Below are 17362 nucleotides of genomic sequence, written 5' to 3' on the forward strand. Positions count from 1 at the left end.
ATCAGATCTCCATCGTTACGGCCTGCTGAAGCGCGCGCGCCACCACGCGCTTGCCGAGCGCGATCTTGAAGCTGTTGTGCCGGCGGCCCTTGGCCTCGGCAAACGCGGCATCCGCCACACGCTGCGCCAAACCGTCTTCGAATTTCTGTCCCTTAAGCAGCGCCTCCGCCTCGCGCGCCCGCCACGGCACGGTGGCGACACCGCCGAGCGCGACACGCGCGTCCCTGATCGTGCCATCCTGCAGGTCGAGCGCGACCGCAGCCGACGATAGCGCGAACTCGTAAGACTGACGGTCGCGCGCCTTGAGATACACCGAGCGCGGCCAGCGGCCGGGAATGGAGAAGGCCGAGATCAGCTCACCGGGCTGAAGCGTGGTCTCGATGTCTGGCGTCTTGCCAGGCGCCTTGTGCAAGTCCGCGAACGGCAGGCGGCGCGCGCCGGACCTGCCGGTGATCTCGACCATCGCATCCAGCGCGATCAGCGCCTGGGCAAAATCGCCGGGATAGGTCGCGATGCACTGATCGGACGTACCGAGCACCGCATGCATGCGATTGACGCCATCCATGGCGGCACAACCCGAGCCAGGATTACGCTTGTTGCAATTCTCATAGGAGACATCACGGAAATAGCTGCAACGCGTTCGCTGCATCACGTTGCCACCGAGCGTCGCCATGTTGCGCAGCTGGGCGCTGGCGGCGAGCTTCAGGGAATTCGCGATCACCGGATAGTTGCGCTGGATCTCCGCATGCGCGGCCACGTCGGACATCTTCGCCAGCGCCCCGAGCCGCAAGCCGTCACTGCCGGGCTCGATCGCGGACCAGCTGCGCGCCAGCGGATTGATATCGACGATCGCGGCGGGCCGCATCACATCCAGCTTCATCAGATCGATCAGCGTGGTGCCGCCCGCGAGCGGCTGCGCTGTAGCCTTCGTCAGCGGGTTGTTCGCAGCCGCGGCGGCGCTGAGCGCCTGCAGGGCCATGTCGGGGTCTGTTGCCCTTTGATAGGAAAACGGTCGCATGCGCCTAGCCTTTCATGATCTCGGGCGCGGCCTGCTTCACGGCGGCGACGATGTTGGGATAGGCGGCGCAGCGGCATATGTTGCCGCTCATGTATTCGCGGATGTCGGCCTCGCTGCCCGCATGCCCCTCCTTGACGCAGGCCACGGCGGACATGATCTGGCCCGGCGTACAATAGCCGCATTGAAACGCATCGTTGTCGACGAAGGCCTGCTGCATCGGATGCAAATGATCGTCGGTGGCAAGGCCCTCGATCGTCGTGATCTCCTGTCCCTCGGCCGCGAGCGCGAGCGTCAGGCACGACACCATGCGCCGATCGTCGATCAGGATCGTGCAGGCACCACACTGGCCATGGTCGCAGCCCTTTTTGCTGCCGGTGAGCTTGAGATGCTCCCGCAGCGCGTCGAGCACCGTCGTGCGCGCATCGATGCGCAGGCGCTTGTCCTTGCCATTGACCCGCAGCGTGACATCGACGGGGAGCGCCGGATCCTGGGCGGCCGACACGTTCGCATCCTGCGCGGCGGCACGCGCCGCCATAGGGACCAGCGCACTGCCGGCGGCCGCCGCGATGAAGGCGCGCCGATCGAATCCGGATGGTCCGGAACCTGGTTTTTCGGACATGGAGGGCCTCCGCCGCTTCGAGCAAAAGCAGCGCACGCCTGCACCGCTCATCGGCCCTTAACCTGAAGCAATGAGCTCCGTTCCGAACGAGAAAGGGCGACGCAGCACATGCCGCGTCGCCCTTTGTCAATTTTTCCTGATCTTGCGCGGGGAACCCGTGCGCGGTGATCAGTATCCGAGCGCGCAACCATCCTTGCGCGGATCGGAACCGCCGGTGAGCGTGCCCTTGTCCCAGTCGATCCAGATCGCCTGCGCGCCGCCGAGCGGACCGACGACGCTGGTGGTCTTGTGGCCGAGCTTCTTCAGGCCTTCGACGATACCGGCCGGCACGCTGTCCTCGAGCTGGTACTGTCCTTCGTAATGCAGGCCGCGCGGCATATCGATCGCTTCCTGCACGTCGCAGCCAAAATCGAGGATGTTGGTCACCACATGGGTCTGGCCAACCGGCTGATACTGTCCGCCCATCACCGCAAATGGCATCACGGAACGGCCGCCCTTGGTGAGCAGGCTCGGCATGATCGTGTGCAGCGGACGCTTGCCGCCGGCGATGCAATTCGGGTGGCCGGGCTGGATGCGGAAGCCGCCGGCACGGTTCTGAAGCAAAACGCCGGTCTTGTTCGAGACGATGGCCGAGCCGAAGGAATGCGCAACCGAGTTGATGAACGAGCAGACGTTGCGGTCCTTGTCCACGACGGTGATGTAGATGGTCGAGGGATTCATCGGCGGCGCGACGTTCGGCAGGTCGAGCATGCCGTCCATGCGGATCTTGTCGATGTGCTCGTTGCAGTATTCCTTGGCAAGGATCTTGGCGACCTCGATCTGCATATGCTCGGGATCGGCGACATGCAGCTCGCGATGCATGTACGCGATGCGCGCGGCCTCGGCCTCAAGGTGGAAACGCTCGACGCTGAGCGGCGCATATTTCGTCAGGTCAAACCGCGACAGGATGTTCAACATCAGCAGCATGGTGAGGCCGGGCCCGTTCGGCGGGCACTGCCAGACGTCGTAGCCCTTGTACATGGTGCCGATCGGCGTCGTCGTTTCGGTGGTATGCGCGGCGAAATCGTCGAGCGTGTGCAGGCCGCCGATTCCGCGCAGGGTCTCCACCATGTCTTCCGCGATCGGGCCCTTGTAGAAGGCGTCGCGTCCGTCCTTGGCAATCGCCCGCAGCGTCTTGCCGAGCTCGGCCTGGCGGATGACGTCGCCGGCCACCGGCGGCTTGCCGTGCGGCAGCAGATACCGCTCCGTGTTGGTGCCAGCCTTCAGCTTCTCGAACTGGTTCTTCCAGTCGAAGGCGATGCGAGGGGCGACGACGTAGCCTTCCTCGGCCGCCTTGATCGCGGGCTGGAGCAGCCGGTCGAAGCCGAACTTGCCGTGATCGCGCAAAACGGTCGCAAAGGCGTCGATCACGCCGGGGATAGAGACCGCGTGCGCCGAGGTCAGCGGCACGGAGTTGATCTTGCGCTCGATATACCAGTCGGCGTTCGCCGCCTTCGGGGCGCGGCCGGAGCCGTTATAGGCGATGATCTTGCCCTCGCCGCGCGGCTGGATCAGCGCAAAGCAATCGCCGCCGATGCCGGTCGATTGCGGCTCGATCACGCCGAGAATGGCCGAGCCCGCGACTGCCGCGTCCACCGCCGTGCCGCCCTCGCGCAGCACCTCGATCGCGGCGAGCGACGCCTGCGGATGCGAGGTCGCCACCATTGCGTTGGTGGCGTGGACCGTGGACCTGCCGGGGAAATGGAAGTTTCTCATCGAATTCTTGCTCTCATTGGACGTCTGGCGCGGATGGTGCACCGGCTCGGAAAAACCGGGCCTACATGACACATTCCGGTCTGCCGGGGCAATGCTGGCATACCAGGGAAATGGCTGCCATCCGCTGGCAATGGAGCTGCTCGTTGCGGGTTTTCCGGGCACGCTGCGCCTGCTAAACGGGCGCGATGAGTTACAAGGTCGCCGCCTTCTACCAATTTGCCGCCCTCCCCGATTACCGCGAGCTGCGCGAGCCGCTGCGCGCGTTCTGCGCCGGCCTGGCGCTGAAGGGCAGCGTGCTGCTCGCGCAGGAGGGTATCAACGGCACGGTCGCGAGCCCGGGCGAGGCGATCGACGCGCTCACCCATGAGCTCGCGCACGGCGACATGTTCGGCGGCAGGTTGAACAATCTCGAACTGAAGTTCTCGACCGCCGAGACGATGCCATTCGGCCGGCTCAAGGTGCGGCTGAAGAAGGAGATCGTCACGCTCGGCGACGAAGCCGCCGATCCGACGCGGCAGGTCGGCGCCTATGTCGATGCGAGCGAATGGAACGCGCTGATCGCGGCGCCCGACACGCTGGTGCTCGACACCAGGAACGCCTTCGAGGTGGCGATGGGGACGTTCGACGGCGCGCTCGACCCAGGCATCAGGAGTTTTGGCCAGTTCAGGGAATTTGCGGCCGAGCAGCTCGATCCCGCCAAACACCGCAAAATCGCGATGTTCTGCACCGGCGGCATCCGCTGCGAGAAGGCGAGCGCGCACCTGCTCGCGCGCGGCTTTGCCGAGGTCTATCACCTCAAGGGCGGCATTCTCAAATATCTGGAAGAGGTGCCGGAGACCGAGAGCCGCTGGCGCGGCGAATGCTTCGTGTTCGACGAGCGTGTCGCGCTCGGCCATGGTTTGCAAGTCCTTGGAGTGCGAGAAGCTAGCTTGCCCGAACGGAATAAGGACGCTGCACGTGACGAATGAGATCAAGACGCTCGGCGAGCGCATCGACACGCTGGAGACGCGCCTCGCCTATCAGGACGACGCGATCGAGACGCTGAACCAGACCATCACCGCGCAGTGGAAGCAGATCGACACGCTGACGCGGAGGATCGCAGAGCTCGGCGAGCGGCTGCAGGAGGCCGAGGTGAATGCGCCGGGAGCGACCAATGAGCGCCCGCCGCATTATTGAGCGGGGTCACTGACCGGACGCCTTGAGCAGGAGGTTGCTCACCTCCCCCGACATCATCAGCCGGTTGCGACCGGCGTCCTTGGCGGCATAGAGCGCCTGGTCGGCGGCCTCGATCAGCGAGGTGACGCCGGCCGTGCGCTCCAGCGCCGGCCGGCAGGCAGCCCCGCCGAGCGAAGCGGTGACGCACCCAGCCGCATGGTTGCTGGTGTGGACGAGGCCGGCATCGCGGATCGCCCGTCGAATCCGGTCGCCGATCAGGGCGCAGCCGGCAGCGTCGGTGTTCGGCAACAGCATGGCGAACTCCTCGCCGCCGTAACGCGCCGCCAGATCACTGGAACGATGCATCTCGGCGGCGATGATCTGCGCCACCTGCCGGAGACAGGCATCGCCCGCGGGATGGCCGTATTCGTCGTTGTACGACTTGAAGTGATCGACGTCGATCATCAGCAAAGAGAGGCTGGAGCGCTCGCGATAGGCACGCGCCCACTCCTCCTTCAGCCGTTCATCGAAACGGCGGCGATTGGCAAGCCCGGTGAGGCTGTCCTCGATCGCCAGGGTTTCAAGCCGGTTCTCAAGCTTCTTCTGCTCGGTGATGTCGCGCGAGATCGCGACCACGCCGTCGACGCTGCCATTCTCCTTGCGGGTCACCCGCATAGTCGATTCGAGCCAGACTTCGGCATTCTGCCGGTGCGCGTTGCGATAGGTGACGCGCACCTCTTCCTTTTCGCCGCGCTTCATGGCATCGACGAGAGCCTGGACCTGCGGCCGGTCGTCCGCGTGAACGCCGGCGAGCGCGGGCGTTCCGATCAGTTGATTGGCGCGCCAGCCGACGACGCCAATCGACGATGGCGAGACATAGCGCAGCCGCTCATCGAGCCCGATACGCGTCACCATGTCACTGGAGCCTTCGGCAAGCAGTCGGAAATGCGCTTCCTTCTCGACCAGCGCGGCCGCCATGCTCTGGCCCCGCTGCAACTGCCGCACCAGCACAGCACCGATGATCGCGAGCAGCATGACCAGCGCGAGCACGTAGAGCATGCGAGAGATCGCCGCAGCACGCCAGGGCGCCAGCAGTTCGGCCTTATCGACGGTAGCGAGCAGGACCAGCGGATAGCGGCCAGAGCGCTTGAAGAAGCTGACGCGCTCGGCGCCGTCGAGCGGCGACTTGAAGTGATAAACGCCGCCCGGCCGCTGCAGGCCGGCGTCGCGGAACAGCGGCGTATTGGCAACGCTGCGGCCGATGAATTTCTCGTTGCTGGGGTTACGCGCGATGATCAGGCCATCGCCGTGTGTCAACGCCACCGAGCTGTTGCGGCCGATCTCGAACTGTTCATAGAAATGCGAGAGATATCCCGAGCTGATGGTCGCGAGCACCACGCCGCCGAAGCTGCCGTCCAGCTTGTTGAAACGACGCGACAGGGTGACGACCCACTCGCCGTCCAGCAGGCTCTTCACGGGCCGGCCGACATGGGGCTCCCGTTTCGGCGAGAGCTGGTGATAACGAAAGAACGCGTCGTCGTTGAACGTTGTGCCGATCGTGCCGGGCGAGGTCAGCCAGTTGCCCCGGTCGTCGATGATGGCGAGGCTGTGGATGCGCTCTATCGCCTTCTTGCGCGCCTCCTGCAGGGTTTTAAGCTTGGCGATCGTGGCCGGCTCGGTGCCGTCCATCTCCAGCCGGCTGACGACGCCGACGACGCCTGAATCCAGGAGATCGAGGCTGTCCTCGGCATGCTGCGTCAACGAGCGCGCAACATTCGCCATCTCTGCCTCGGCGCCCTTGAGCACCGCGTCGCGCGCAGCCCATTCCCGCCAGCCGCTGACGCTGAGGATGGCCACGCAGGTCAGCGCAACGAACGCAGCCGCCCGCAGCGGCAGGCGGCTCCATCCGGCTCTTTGGGTCACAGCACTCATGCGGCAGAATTCTCCGAAGATCGGAAACTCTGCTGCTTCTGTTAGTGAACCCTGAAACACCGGGATAAATATGCAGTGATGTCCCCGGTTTCCCGTAGTCGTACGGACGCCGGACTCGGCGCATCGCTAACAAGCCTTTAGCAAGCCTATCGGAATCCGGCGCTCCCCGCGGCTAGCTGAAGATGGCCTTAACCTTATCCCAGAGCGAAGGATTGTCGGCCTCCGCATCGGCCTTCGAGGGCGTCGGCTGGGCGGCGCTCACGGGATCGGAAGCGGGGAATGTATCCTTCAGACCGGCGTCGAGCTTGGCGTGGCGGTCGGCGGCGAGCGCTTCGTGCAGATCGTCGGCGTGCTTGTCATGCGGCGCGGGGTTGAATGTCTCAGCCATGGTCTCGTCCTCCGTTGGCTGGTCAACGCGGTCCAATTGCGCTTGGTTCCCCTGTTCCGCTCCGGGCTGTGGCGGTGTATCAGGAGCCGTAACCATCTTCAGGACCGTTCGTGCCCCAGTCTGCGACAAAACCGTTCATCGACGTCCTCTCCGGCCAGCGGCAGCTCATTCCGCCGGTCTGGATGATGCGGCAGGCCGGCCGTTACTTGCCGGAATATCGCGAGGTGCGCGCCAAGGCCGGCGGATTCCTCGATCTCTGCTTCAACCCGGAGCTTGCCGCCGAGGTGACGCTGCAACCGATCCGGAGGTTCGGCTTCGATGCGGCGATCATCTTCTCCGACATCCTGGTGATCCCTTATGCGCTCGGCCGGTCCGTGCGCTTCGAGGTCGGCGAAGGTCCGCGGCTCGAGCCGCTGGATGATCCCGCCAAGGTCGCAACCCTGGCGAAGCACGCCGATTTCGGCAAGCTCGCGCCGGTGTTCGAGGCCCTCAAGATCGTGCGCGGCGCGCTCGATCCCAAGATCGCGCTGATCGGCTTCTGCGGCGCTCCGTGGACGGTGGCGACCTACATGGTTGCCGGCCAGGGTACGCCCGACCAGGCGCCGGCACGGATGATGGCCTACCGGCATCCGGAGGCGTTCGCAGAGATCATCGACGTGCTGATCGAGAACTCGATCGAATATCTGCTGGCGCAGCTTGCGGCCGGCGCCAACGCCTTGCAGATCTTCGACACCTGGGCCGGCGTGCTGCCACCCGCCGAGTTCGCGCGCTGGTCGGTCGAACCGACGCGGCGCATCGTCGAAGGCGTGCGCGCCAAAGTGCCGGATGCAAAGATCATCGGCTTTCCGCGCGGCGCCGGCGCGCAATTACCCGGTTTCGTCGAGGCGACCGGTGTCAACGCGGTCAGCATCGACTGGACCGCGGAGCCGGCCTTCATCCGCGAGCGCGTCCAGAGCAAGGTTGCGGTTCAGGGCAATCTCGATCCGCTGGTGCTGATCACAGGCGGCGCCGCGCTCGACCGCGCGGTGGACAATGTGCTGGCGAATTTCGCGCAAGGGCGGTTCATCTTCAATCTCGGCCACGGCATCCAGCCGGAGACGCCGATCGCCCATGTCGAGCAGATGCTGAAGCACGTGCGGGGCTGATTTGTTTCGTTCCCGAGGGGGCGAAAACAAAAACCGCGAAAACAACCCCATGCACAGTAGAGAGGCCACGCCCGATCAATGACTTAGGGGGGACGGAAATCGGGTGCGCCGTCATCGCATCAGATCGCGCCAACATTTGACGCGTCGGGCAAAACAGGCGCATGATGTCACCATCGCACCCATGCCCGTCACGCGACCGACTTAGCGCGGCCGGCTGCGCTCGATGATCTCGGCGGCGCCCTTGGCCAGCAGATCCAGTCCTACCGCACGGCCGAGTTCGCGTGGGCGATTGGCGGGGCCCGACCGCAAGGCTTCGATGATGGTGTTTCCGGAGAGATCGAGCACGGACGCGGTGAGCGACATCTGATCGCCCGCAATGGTCGAAAAGCCCGCCACCGGCGAATTGCAATGTCCGTTCAGCACCCACAGCACCTCGCGCTCGGCATCGGCAGAAGCGTGTGCAGCGGGATCGTCGATCGATGCGAGGATGCGACGCGTCTGCCAGTCCTGTGCCGCGCATTCGACGGCGACGATGCCCTGCCCCGCTGCCGGCAGCATCTCCGCTGCGGTAAACTCGTAGGCGATGCGCTGCGAAAGGCCGACGCGGTCGAGGCCGGACCGCGCCATGATGAGCGCATCGGCAGGACCTACCTCGCCACCATCCGGCAGGCGCTGCTTCGTCTTGTTGTCGAGCTTGCGCACACGGGTATCTGCCGCACCGCGAAAGTGGATCACCTCGGCTTCTGGGAATAGGCGATGCGCATAAGCTGCTCGACGCACTGCGTTCGTTCCGATCTTGAAGCCCTTGCCATGCGATTTCCGAAACGTCTCCAGCGAGAGGCCATAACGCAGCACCAGCGCGTCATTGGGAGGATCGCGCGACAGCGTGGCGCCGATCACGAGGCCGGGCGTGTCTTCGTTGCCGGGCATGTCCTTCAGCGAATGCATCGCCGCCTGGAGTTCGCCCGACAGCACGGCGGCGCGGATCTGCGCCACGAAGGCACCGCCCTTGCCGCCATGGGGCAGCAGCTTGCTGGTCTGGTCGAGATCGCCCGTGGTGTCGAACTTGACGATCTCGACGTCGAGATCGGGCATGGCAGCGGTCAGGCGGCGCGCGATCTCTTCCGTCTGTGCCAGCGCCATCGCGCTCTTGCGTGTGCCGATCTTGAATCGCGTAGCCAAAGCCCTGGTCCCTTTCAACGCACGTCATTCTTTTGAGCATCATCTTATCGGAAAACCGGTTTCCACTTTGCGCTAACGCGGCCCTTCGGTCCGGATCATGCTCTACCGCGCATCCTCCAATATCATGTCGGAGGCCTTTTCGGCGATCATGATGATCGGCGCGTTGGTGTTCCCCGATACGAGATCGGGCATGATCGAGCCGTCGACGATTCGAAGCCCTTCGAGGCCCCTCACCTTCAGCCGCTGATCGACCACCGCGAGCGCATCATTGCCCATACGACAAGTCGAGGTCGGATGGTAGATGGTGCTGCCCCGTTCACGGCAATAGTCCAGCAGCTCGGCATCGGTGGCTACCTTCGCTCCGGGATCGTACTCGTCGACCACGAACGGCTTCAGCGCCGGCGCATGCAATATCTTGCGCAGGATCTTCAGACCTTCCACGTTGGTGGTGCGGTCGGTCTCGGTCGACATGTAGTTGATGCGGATCTCCGGCGGCACTGTCGGGTCGGCGCTTTTGATGCGCAAGGACCCGCGGCTTTCGGGACGCAGTTGGCATACCGACGCCGTGAAGCCGGAGAAACCATGAAGCTTCTCGCCCATCTTGTCGGTCGAGAACGGCAGGAAGTGGACCTGGATATCCGGCGAGGCCAGCCGCGGACTGGTCTTGAAGAAGGCGCCCGCCGTGCCGGCCGCGATCGTCAGCCAGCCCTTGCGGAACAGCGCATAGCGCGCGCCGGCCATGGTGCGGCGGAGCGGATGATTGACGGTGTCGTTCAGCGTGATCTTCTGCGAGCAGCGCATCACGATGCGGACCTGCATGTGGTCCTGGAGATCGTGCCCGACGCCCGGCGCGTCCAGCACGACATCGATGCCGTGCTTGCGCAGGAGGTCGCCGGGTCCGACGCCGGAGAGCTGGAGCAGCTGCGGCGAGTTGTAGGCGCCGCTCGACAGCACGACCTCCTTGCGCGCGCGGGCGCGGCGCAAATTGGCGCCCTGACGGTATTCAACACCGACTGCGCGGCGGCCCTCGAACAACACGCGCTGGCCAAGCGCGCCAGTTTCGATCTTGAGATTGCCGCGGGCCTTGGCGGGGCCGAGATAGGCCACCGCCGTCGAGGCGCGGCGGCCGTTGCGGGTCGTGGTCTGGAACAGGCCGACGCCTTCCTGGGTGGCGCCATTGAAATCAGGATTGTAGGGCAGACCGGTCTCGACCGCGGCATCAATGAACGCCTTCGACAGCGGATCGGTCACGACCATGTTGGAGACCGGCAGCGGGCCGCCGCTGCCGTGATATTGATCGGCGCCCCGCGACTGGTTCTCGGCTTTCTTGAAATAGGGCAGCACGTCGTCATAGCCCCAGCCGGCGTTGCCGCGCTGACGCCATCTGTCGTAATCCTCGTGCTGGCCGCGGACGTAAAGCAGGCCGTTGATCGAGCTCGATCCGCCCAGCGTCTTGCCGCGCGGCTGGAACACCTGTCGGCCCTTCAGCTCGGGCTCCGGCTCGGTCTGGTACATCCAGTTGACGGTCTTTTCCTTGAACAGCTTGCCGTAGCCGAGCGGCACGTGGATCCAGATGTTGGAATCCTTCGGGCCTGCCTCGAGCAGCAGCACGCTGTGCTTGCCGTTCGCCGACAGCCGGTTGGCGAGTACGCAGCCCGCAGAGCCGGCACCGACGATGACGTAGTCGAATTCAGGATCGGAGGGCGTCAGGGAGGAAGTTGCGTTCATGCGCTACTGTTCTTTTTGTTGGTGGGGGCGTTTCCGATCATCACTTAGCACGATCATGCAGCGACGCGCAGCGCCTCGACCAGCGACCTGAACGCACGGGCATATTCCGCACCCGCCCTTGCGATATCGGCGCGTCCGGCGCAGGCGACCGCCGCTTCCGTGACCGCGCCGAGCAGCAGCCGGGCCAGCGGCTCGACCGGCTGCCGCGCGATCAGGCCAGCCTCCATCGCCGCCGCAATCGCACGCGGCAGCTTGCCGCCGAAATGTCTGGCGTCGATCTCGCGCCAGCGCTCCCAGCCGAGCACGGCCGGGCCGTCGCGCAGGATGATCTGGCCGGTCGGGCCCTTGGCGGTCGCGGCGAAATAATGCTGGGTGCCTGCAACCATCGCGGCAAGCACGTCCTTCTCGGCACGGGCCGTGCTGTCGATCTCGGCGACGAGATCGCGCGAGACCTGGTCGAACACCGCTTCGAACACCGCCTCCTTGGTCTTGAAGTGATGATAGACCGCGCCCTTGGCGACGTGGGCCGCTTCGGCGATCTCGTCCATCGTCGTCGCGGCAAAGCCTTGCGTCCCGAACAGGCGGCGCGCGGCCGTCAGGATCGCCTCCGAAGTCGCAGCTCGCCGCTCCGCCTGTTTCGCCATGGGTCTGCTGTAGTCGAAATGGACGAGGACAGCCAGTTGACTTTTCGACCGTCGGTCGGTATTTACCGACTATCAGTCGGTTTACTCGTGAGGTGCGCTATGCCGAGCCGTGATGTCGTCGAGGCTTTCGCCAAACGATTGGAGGACGGGGATTTCGTCGGGGCGATCCTCGACTACTACACGCCGGACGCCGCCACCTATGAAAACCAGGCCGAACCTCTGGTCGGACGCGACAAGCTCGCAGCCAAGGAGCGCGGCGTGCTGGCCGCCTTCAAGGAGGTCAAGGCGGTGCGGATCGGGCCGAGCCTGATCGAAGGCGATCATGTTGCCACGCGCTGGACCTTCAGCTTCACCAATGCCGAGGGCATCATCCGAACGTTGGATGAGATTGCCTGGCAGACATGGCGCGGCGATCAGTTGATCGAAGAACGATTCTACTACGATCCGAAACAGTTGGGGCGGTGAGCTCGCCTTGCTGACACCGGTGTCATCGCCCGGCTCGACCGGGCGATCCAGTACTCCGAGACGATTGTGATTGATCCGATAGGCCGCGGCGTACTGGATGCCCCGCCCCAGTGCACAAGTGCGCACAAGGCGGGGCATGACAGTGGAATTGTTGGCGAGCAACGGGCTGCCGTCACAGCCGTAACGCGGGGCACCGCATTTGTATCGATTTGTTATCGATACGACGTCACGAACACGCAGAAGTGGTCACAGCAATCATCGCAAGCTCGGATAATTCATAGTTCGTCAAAGGTTCGCAGCGAATTCTCCTGACCGGGCCGGACAAGCGGCCCATGCTGCTAGGCTCTGGAAATGCGGACTCAAACGACCAGCTATGTCGCGCGGCTGTTCGCTGGCGATCTGTCGGCCTTTGGCGGTCCTGTAACCGACGAAGCCGTCACCGGCCATATCCGCGCCGAACAGATGTCGCTGGTGCTCGGCTATTCCGTCGGCATCATGCTCGCCAATGCCTGCAACGCCGCGGTGCTGGCGATCGCGCTGTGGCAGTCGCCCGACCGGATTTTCGCGCTGATCTGGGCCCTCGCCGTGGCCGGCGCTGCCATCGGCTTCGGTCTGCAATCCCACGCCGCGCGCCGCATCACCAAGCCGCAATTCGTCTCGCGCCGCGCCATGCACCGGCTCGTTCGCAATGCCCTTCTCCTCGGCGCCGCCTGGGGCATCGTCCCGGCCGCGTTCTTTGCAGGCGCCTCGACCGGCGGGCAGCTCGTCATCACCTGCCTCTGCTCGGGAATGCTCGCCGGCGGCGCGCTTGCCTTCGCCACGATCCCGATCGCGGCGATCGCCTTCACAGCGCCCATCTTCCTGGGGATCGCCATCTGCCTCGGCAGGAACGGCGACCTCGCCTTCCTTCTGATCGCCTTTCTCGTCGTGGTCTACGGAGGCGTGTTGTTGCGCGGCGTGTTCGTCAATTCATTCGCGTTCGCACGGCGCGTGATGCGGCAGATCGAGGCCGAGCGCACGGTGCGGCAGGATCCGCTGACCCATCTGCCCAATCGCGTCGCCTTCAACGAAACGCTCGATGCCGCCTTGAAACGGCTCGCCTTGTCCGGCGAGGAATTCGCGGTGCTTCTGCTCGATCTCGATCGCTTCAAGGAGGTCAACGACAAGTTCGGCCATCCCGCCGGCGACGAGTTTCTGGTCCAGATCGCGAGCCGCCTGCAACGCTGCACCCGCGCGGCCGAGCATGTCGCACGCATCGGCGGCGACGAGTTCGCGCTGGTGATGGCCAATCTGGCGCGGCCGGAGGATGCGCTCGAGATCGCCGAGCGCTTCGTCGCGGCCTTCGACGAACCGTTCCAGATCGAGGGCCGCCAGATCGTCGGCGCGACCAGCGTCGGCATCGTGCTGGCGCCGCGTGACGGCAGCACGCAACTCGACATCATGAAGAACGCCGACACCGCGCTCTACCGCGCCAAGAAGGCCGGACCCGGCACGGTGTGTTTCTTCGAGCAAGCCGACGACCGCTCGTCACGCGACCGTAAGGCGCTGCAATCGGATCTGGAAGGCGCCATCGCCAGAGACGAGCTGTTCCTGGTGTTCCAGCCGTTCCTCGACCTCGGCGGCAACCGCATCACCGGCTTCGAGGCGCTGCTGCGTTGGCAGCATCCCCAGCGCGGACTGGTGCCGCCGAGCGAATTCATACCGATCGCCGAAGAAACCGGCTTGATCCACGAGATCGGCGAATGGGTCGTCCGCCGCGCTTGCGCGACGGTTGCCGAGTGGCCCGAGGAGATCAGGGTCGCCGTGAATTTCTCGGCCGCGCAGTTTCACAACAACGGCCTGCTCCAGATCATCGTGCAGGCGCTCGCGGACGCGAAGATCGCCCCGCACCGGCTCGAGATCGAGATCACGGAATCGATGCTGTTGTCGAAATACGGCTCCGCCGCGTCGGTCCTGAACGCGCTGCTGGAGCTCGGCGTCACTGTGGCGCTCGACGATTTCGGAACGGGTTTCTCCTCGCTGACTTACCTGCGCAAGCTGCCGTTCAGCCGCATCAAGATCGACCAATCCTTCATCCGCGACATGCTGGCGCAGCCGGACTGCGCCGCAATCGTGAAATCGGTGATTGGGCTGGCGCGCGACCTGCGCATCGGCGTGGTCGCGGAAGGCGTCGAGACCGCCGACCAGCTCGAATATCTCCGCCAGATCAGTTGCGACGAGGTGCAGGGCTATCTCATCAGCCGGCCGGTGTCGGCCGATGGCGTCCTGGCGCTGCTCGACGGAAAGAAGCTGCGGGCGACATACGCAGCGTAGGCTCTGGAGCTTGCACAAGCGTCATGGCCGGGCTTGTCCCGGCCATCCACGCCCTACCAGACGGCACAAAGAACGTGGATTCCCGGGCCTTCGCCTCGCCGAAGCGGCTTCGGCCGCGCAGGCGGGACAAGCCCGGGCATGACGACCTCACCTCAGATCGCATCCGCCCGCAGCAGCGTGTCCACCGTGATGGTGCCCCGGGCGCGCGAAACGCAGGCGCAGATCTTCTGGTTGCTTTGCTTCTGATGGTCGCTGAAGAAGACGTCGCGATGGTCGATCTCGCCGTCGACGGCGACCACGTCGATGGCGCACAGGCCGCATTCGCCGCGCTTGCAATCGTACATGACGTCGTGGCCGCTAGCGTTGAGCACGTCCAGCATCGAGCGCTCGCGCGGGATCTCCAGCTCGACATCGGAGCCTTTCAGACGCACGCGAAATGTCTCGGTCGGCAGCGTGCCGCTGGAGCCGAACGTCTCGTAGCGGAGATCGGGAAGCGGATGGCCGGCGCCGATCCAGGCGTGGCGCGCGGCATCCAGCATCCGCATCGGGCCGCAGAACAGCGCCAGCGTGTCCTTGGGCACCGAGGCGAACAGGGCGTCGAGATCGAGCCGCTTGCCCTCATCGCTGGCGTGAACGACCAGGCGATCACCAAGCGTTGCGGCGAGATCGTCAAGATAGGCGGCCTCGGTGCGCGAGCGCACCGCGTAATGCAGCGTGACATCGGCGCCGCGCCGCGCCAGCGCCTGCACCGCACCGAGGATCGGCGTGATGCCGATGCCGCCGGCGATCAGGCAGTAGTTTGGACGCGCCCAGTCAACCGCGAGCAGCGAGGCCGGCGTCGTGATGTCGAGCCGCGCACCCGGTTGCAACGACCACACATAGCGCGAGCCGCCACGCGAATCCTCGGCGCGGCGCACCGCGATCCTTAAACCCCGCGACGAGGCTTCCCCGACCAGCGAATAGGACCGCGTCTCGGGCTGCCCGTCGATGGTGACGCTGACATTGATGTGGCTGCCGACCGGATAGGCGGCGCCGTCGAACTGGTCCGGCCGGATCAGGAATTCGCGGATGCCCGGCGAAAGATCGCGCGTCGAGACGAGCGTGGCCGGAATCCAGGTTTCGATGAAGCGCATGGCACTCCCCTCAATCGGTTGCGGACTTGATCAGCGCGAGCGCCGGCAGCAGGTCGAGATGGGTCCGATTGCGCAGTGCAAGCCGCAGATTGCGCACCGCGAGCCGCGCATGCTCGCGCATGACCGCTTCGGCGCGGGCGCCTTCGCGGTTCTCGATCGCGTCGATCACGACGCGGTGGTGCTCCTGCCCGATGATCAGGATCTGCTGCGCCTCGGGCAGCGCCGACTGCGCCATCACGAAACCGCTCGGCGAGGCGAACGGCAGCGCCGAGGCGCGATCGATCTGCCGGATCAGCGGCGGGCTACGCGACAATTCCGTGAGCAGAGCGTGGAAGCGCGCGTTCAGCGTGACATAGGACGAGAAGGCGTCGACCGAGATCGGCACTTGGCGCAGCAGCTCGTCGATCGCGGCAAGGCATTCCTTCAGCGGCTCGAGCTCGCGCGCGGAGACGCCGCGCTCGGCGGCGAAACGCGCAGCGAGCCCTTCCAGCGTGCCGCGCAGCTCGATGGAATCGGAGATGTCGCGCTCCGAAAACGCCTTCACCATGAAGCCGCCGGAGGGAATCGCCTCCAAGAGGCCCTCCTCCTCCAGCCGCACCAGCGCCATGCGCACCGGAGTGCGCGAGGCGCCGGTGGTCTCCACCGCCTGGAGTTCGGAGATGCGCTCGCCCGGACGCAACGAGCCCGACAGGAGCTGATCGCGCAGCGCGAGCTGCGCCTTCACGGTCTGCGAGACGGAGCGGTCAACCTCACGCTCGGCCATGTCGGCTTACTCCGCGGCCTGAAGGTGCTGCGGCGGGTTTTCCTTTGCCACCATCTTGTCGATCAGCTTGCGCGTCCACATCGCGCCGGCGTCGATGTTGAGATTGTAGAAGATGCGATCCGGGTTCTCGTCCATCGCGCGCTGCTGCGCCTCGAGGATCAGCTCGTCCTCGTGGAAGATGCCGGAGACGCCCTCGCGGATCTCGGTGGTAATGCGCTGCTCGCCGAGCTGATAATTGCGCACGAAGGCCCAGAAATAGTGGCAGGTCTTCTCGGTCTCCGGGGTGATGGTGTTGAGCACGAAGCCGTTGACGCCCTGGGAGCGGTCGCCTTCGGGCGCGCCGGTGCCTGATGGCGCCACGCCGACGTCGATGGCAATGGTGCACGGCGCCTCGAAGCGGATGATCTGCCAGCGATCGACGAGACCGGACTTGCCGAGTTGTTTCGCCCAGAACGGCGGCGCCTCGATGCCGCGCATCCAGCGCGTCACCGTGACAGTCTTCTCGCCATGGGTGACGTCGAACGGCGCCTCCGCGACCGCCTCGTTGCCGATGGACGAGCCGTGCACGAATGTCTCGTGGGTGAGGTCCATGAGATTGTCGAGCACGAGGCGGTAGTCGCAATTGACGTGGATGGTCTTGCCGTCGCCGGCCCAGGCCGGGTCGTGATTCCAGTGCAGGTCGGGCACCAGCGCGGGATCGGCCAGCGCGGGATCGCCCATCCAAAGCCAGATGTAGCGATGACGCTCGACCACCGGATAGGCGCGGACGCAGGCCGACGGGTTGATGGTCTCCTGCGACGGCATGAAGGTGCAGCGCCCTTGCGCATTGTACTTCAGGCCGTGATAGCCGCAGACGACGGTGTCGCCTTCGAGCCGGCCCTTGGACAGCGGCACCAGGCGGTGCCAGCAGGCATCCTCCAGCGCGGCGACCGAGCCATCGGCCTTGCGATACATCACGACGTGCTTGCCACAGATCGTCCGCGCCAGCAGTGCCGGCTTCACATCGGCGTCCCAGGCGGCGGCGTACCAAGCGTTCATCGGGAAGGGTTTTGTCACGGTCTCACTCCCAAAGCTGATGAATACGTTATGTATACAATAGCGGGGGAATGGAATCGTTCAAGG

General features: G+C 65.0%; 16 protein-coding genes. 5 read left to right on the forward strand and 11 right to left on the reverse strand.

Features of this window, described 5'->3' with window-relative positions:
• Position 1 precedes the first annotated feature (1 nt).
• From ABIC03_RS09530 to ggt, 3 genes are all read right to left on the reverse strand, one after another.
• Positions 2-1018 carry an FAD binding domain-containing protein gene (locus ABIC03_RS09530; RefSeq protein WP_354057365.1) on the reverse strand — a complete coding sequence of 339 codons (1017 nt, stop codon included), beginning with the start codon at positions 1016-1018 and terminating at the stop codon, positions 2-4.
• A 4-nt stretch (positions 1019-1022) separates the two neighbouring features.
• On the reverse strand, positions 1023-1637 hold the full coding sequence (locus ABIC03_RS09535) for a (2Fe-2S)-binding protein (protein ID WP_354057367.1): 615 nt from the start codon (positions 1635-1637) through the stop codon (positions 1023-1025).
• A gap of 168 nt (positions 1638-1805) precedes the next feature.
• Entirely contained in the window at positions 1806-3392 is a 1587-nt protein-coding gene (gene ggt / locus ABIC03_RS09540; RefSeq protein ID WP_354057369.1) for a gamma-glutamyltransferase, read from the reverse strand.
• Positions 3393-3577: 185 nt separating this feature from the next.
• Between ggt and trhO the strand changes: the two genes are divergently transcribed.
• Together trhO and ABIC03_RS09550 are read left to right on the forward strand one after the other, a co-directional pair.
• Complete coding sequence (trhO, locus tag ABIC03_RS09545) at positions 3578-4360, forward strand: oxygen-dependent tRNA uridine(34) hydroxylase TrhO (protein ID WP_354057371.1); 783 nt, start codon at positions 3578-3580, stop codon at positions 4358-4360.
• The gene (locus ABIC03_RS09550; protein ID WP_354057373.1) at positions 4350-4568 is read left to right on the forward strand and encodes a SlyX family protein; all 219 of its coding nucleotides are present in this window, start codon (positions 4350-4352) and stop codon (positions 4566-4568) included. The genes trhO and ABIC03_RS09550 overlap by 11 nt, the downstream gene beginning before the upstream one ends.
• A 6-nt stretch (positions 4569-4574) precedes the next feature.
• On the opposite strand, the gene ABIC03_RS09555 is transcribed toward ABIC03_RS09550, so the two are convergent.
• Both ABIC03_RS09555 and ABIC03_RS09560 read right to left on the reverse strand, forming a co-directional pair.
• Positions 4575-6479 (reverse strand): sensor domain-containing diguanylate cyclase, encoded by a 1905-nt coding sequence (locus ABIC03_RS09555; protein WP_354057375.1) that lies wholly within the window; start codon positions 6477-6479, stop codon positions 4575-4577.
• Between the two features lie 172 nt (positions 6480-6651).
• A complete protein-coding gene (locus ABIC03_RS09560; RefSeq protein WP_007595236.1) occupies positions 6652-6867 on the reverse strand; it encodes a hypothetical protein in 216 nt (71 codons plus the stop codon).
• Between the two features lie 110 nt (positions 6868-6977).
• Between ABIC03_RS09560 and hemE the strand changes: the two genes are divergently transcribed.
• Entirely contained in the window at positions 6978-8012 is a 1035-nt protein-coding gene (gene hemE / locus ABIC03_RS09565; protein ID WP_354057378.1) for a uroporphyrinogen decarboxylase, read from the forward strand.
• A 201-nt stretch (positions 8013-8213) separates the two neighbouring features.
• On the opposite strand, the gene hemC is transcribed toward hemE, so the two are convergent.
• From hemC to ABIC03_RS09580, 3 genes are all read right to left on the reverse strand, one after another.
• Positions 8214-9194: a hydroxymethylbilane synthase gene (gene hemC, locus ABIC03_RS09570; RefSeq protein WP_354057380.1), complete on the reverse strand. Its 981-nt coding sequence runs from the start codon at positions 9192-9194 to the stop codon at positions 8214-8216.
• 102 nt (positions 9195-9296) lie between these two features.
• Positions 9297-10922, reverse strand: coding sequence for a GMC family oxidoreductase (locus ABIC03_RS09575; RefSeq protein WP_354057382.1), 1626 nt, complete (start codon positions 10920-10922; stop codon positions 9297-9299).
• Positions 10923-10975: 53 nt separating this feature from the next.
• The gene (locus ABIC03_RS09580) at positions 10976-11566 is read right to left on the reverse strand and encodes a TetR/AcrR family transcriptional regulator (protein WP_354057384.1); all 591 of its coding nucleotides are present in this window, start codon (positions 11564-11566) and stop codon (positions 10976-10978) included.
• A 99-nt stretch (positions 11567-11665) separates the two neighbouring features.
• Between ABIC03_RS09580 and ABIC03_RS09585 the strand changes: the two genes are divergently transcribed.
• Both ABIC03_RS09585 and ABIC03_RS09590 read left to right on the forward strand, forming a co-directional pair.
• Positions 11666-12031, forward strand: coding sequence for a nuclear transport factor 2 family protein (locus ABIC03_RS09585; protein WP_354057573.1), 366 nt, complete (start codon positions 11666-11668; stop codon positions 12029-12031).
• 351 nt (positions 12032-12382) lie between these two features.
• Entirely contained in the window at positions 12383-14344 is a 1962-nt protein-coding gene (locus ABIC03_RS09590; protein WP_354057386.1) for a putative bifunctional diguanylate cyclase/phosphodiesterase, read from the forward strand.
• A gap of 152 nt (positions 14345-14496) precedes the next feature.
• Here the strand turns inward: ABIC03_RS09590 and ABIC03_RS09595 are convergent, their stop codons facing one another.
• From ABIC03_RS09595 to ABIC03_RS09605, 3 genes are read right to left on the reverse strand one after another with little or no spacing between them, the layout of a single operon-like run.
• A complete protein-coding gene (locus ABIC03_RS09595; RefSeq protein ID WP_354057388.1) occupies positions 14497-15477 on the reverse strand; it encodes a PDR/VanB family oxidoreductase in 981 nt (326 codons plus the stop codon).
• Between the two features lie 10 nt (positions 15478-15487).
• Positions 15488-16240 (reverse strand): GntR family transcriptional regulator, encoded by a 753-nt coding sequence (locus ABIC03_RS09600; RefSeq protein WP_247399984.1) that lies wholly within the window; start codon positions 16238-16240, stop codon positions 15488-15490.
• Positions 16241-16246: 6 nt separating this feature from the next.
• Positions 16247-17296: an aromatic ring-hydroxylating dioxygenase subunit alpha gene (locus ABIC03_RS09605; protein ID WP_354057390.1), complete on the reverse strand. Its 1050-nt coding sequence runs from the start codon at positions 17294-17296 to the stop codon at positions 16247-16249.
• Positions 17297-17362: the final 66 nt, after the last annotated feature.

The sequence above is a fragment of the Bradyrhizobium sp. RT6a genome (assembly GCF_040547675.1).
In the GTDB taxonomy this organism is placed as follows: Bacteria; Pseudomonadota; Alphaproteobacteria; order Rhizobiales; family Xanthobacteraceae; genus Bradyrhizobium.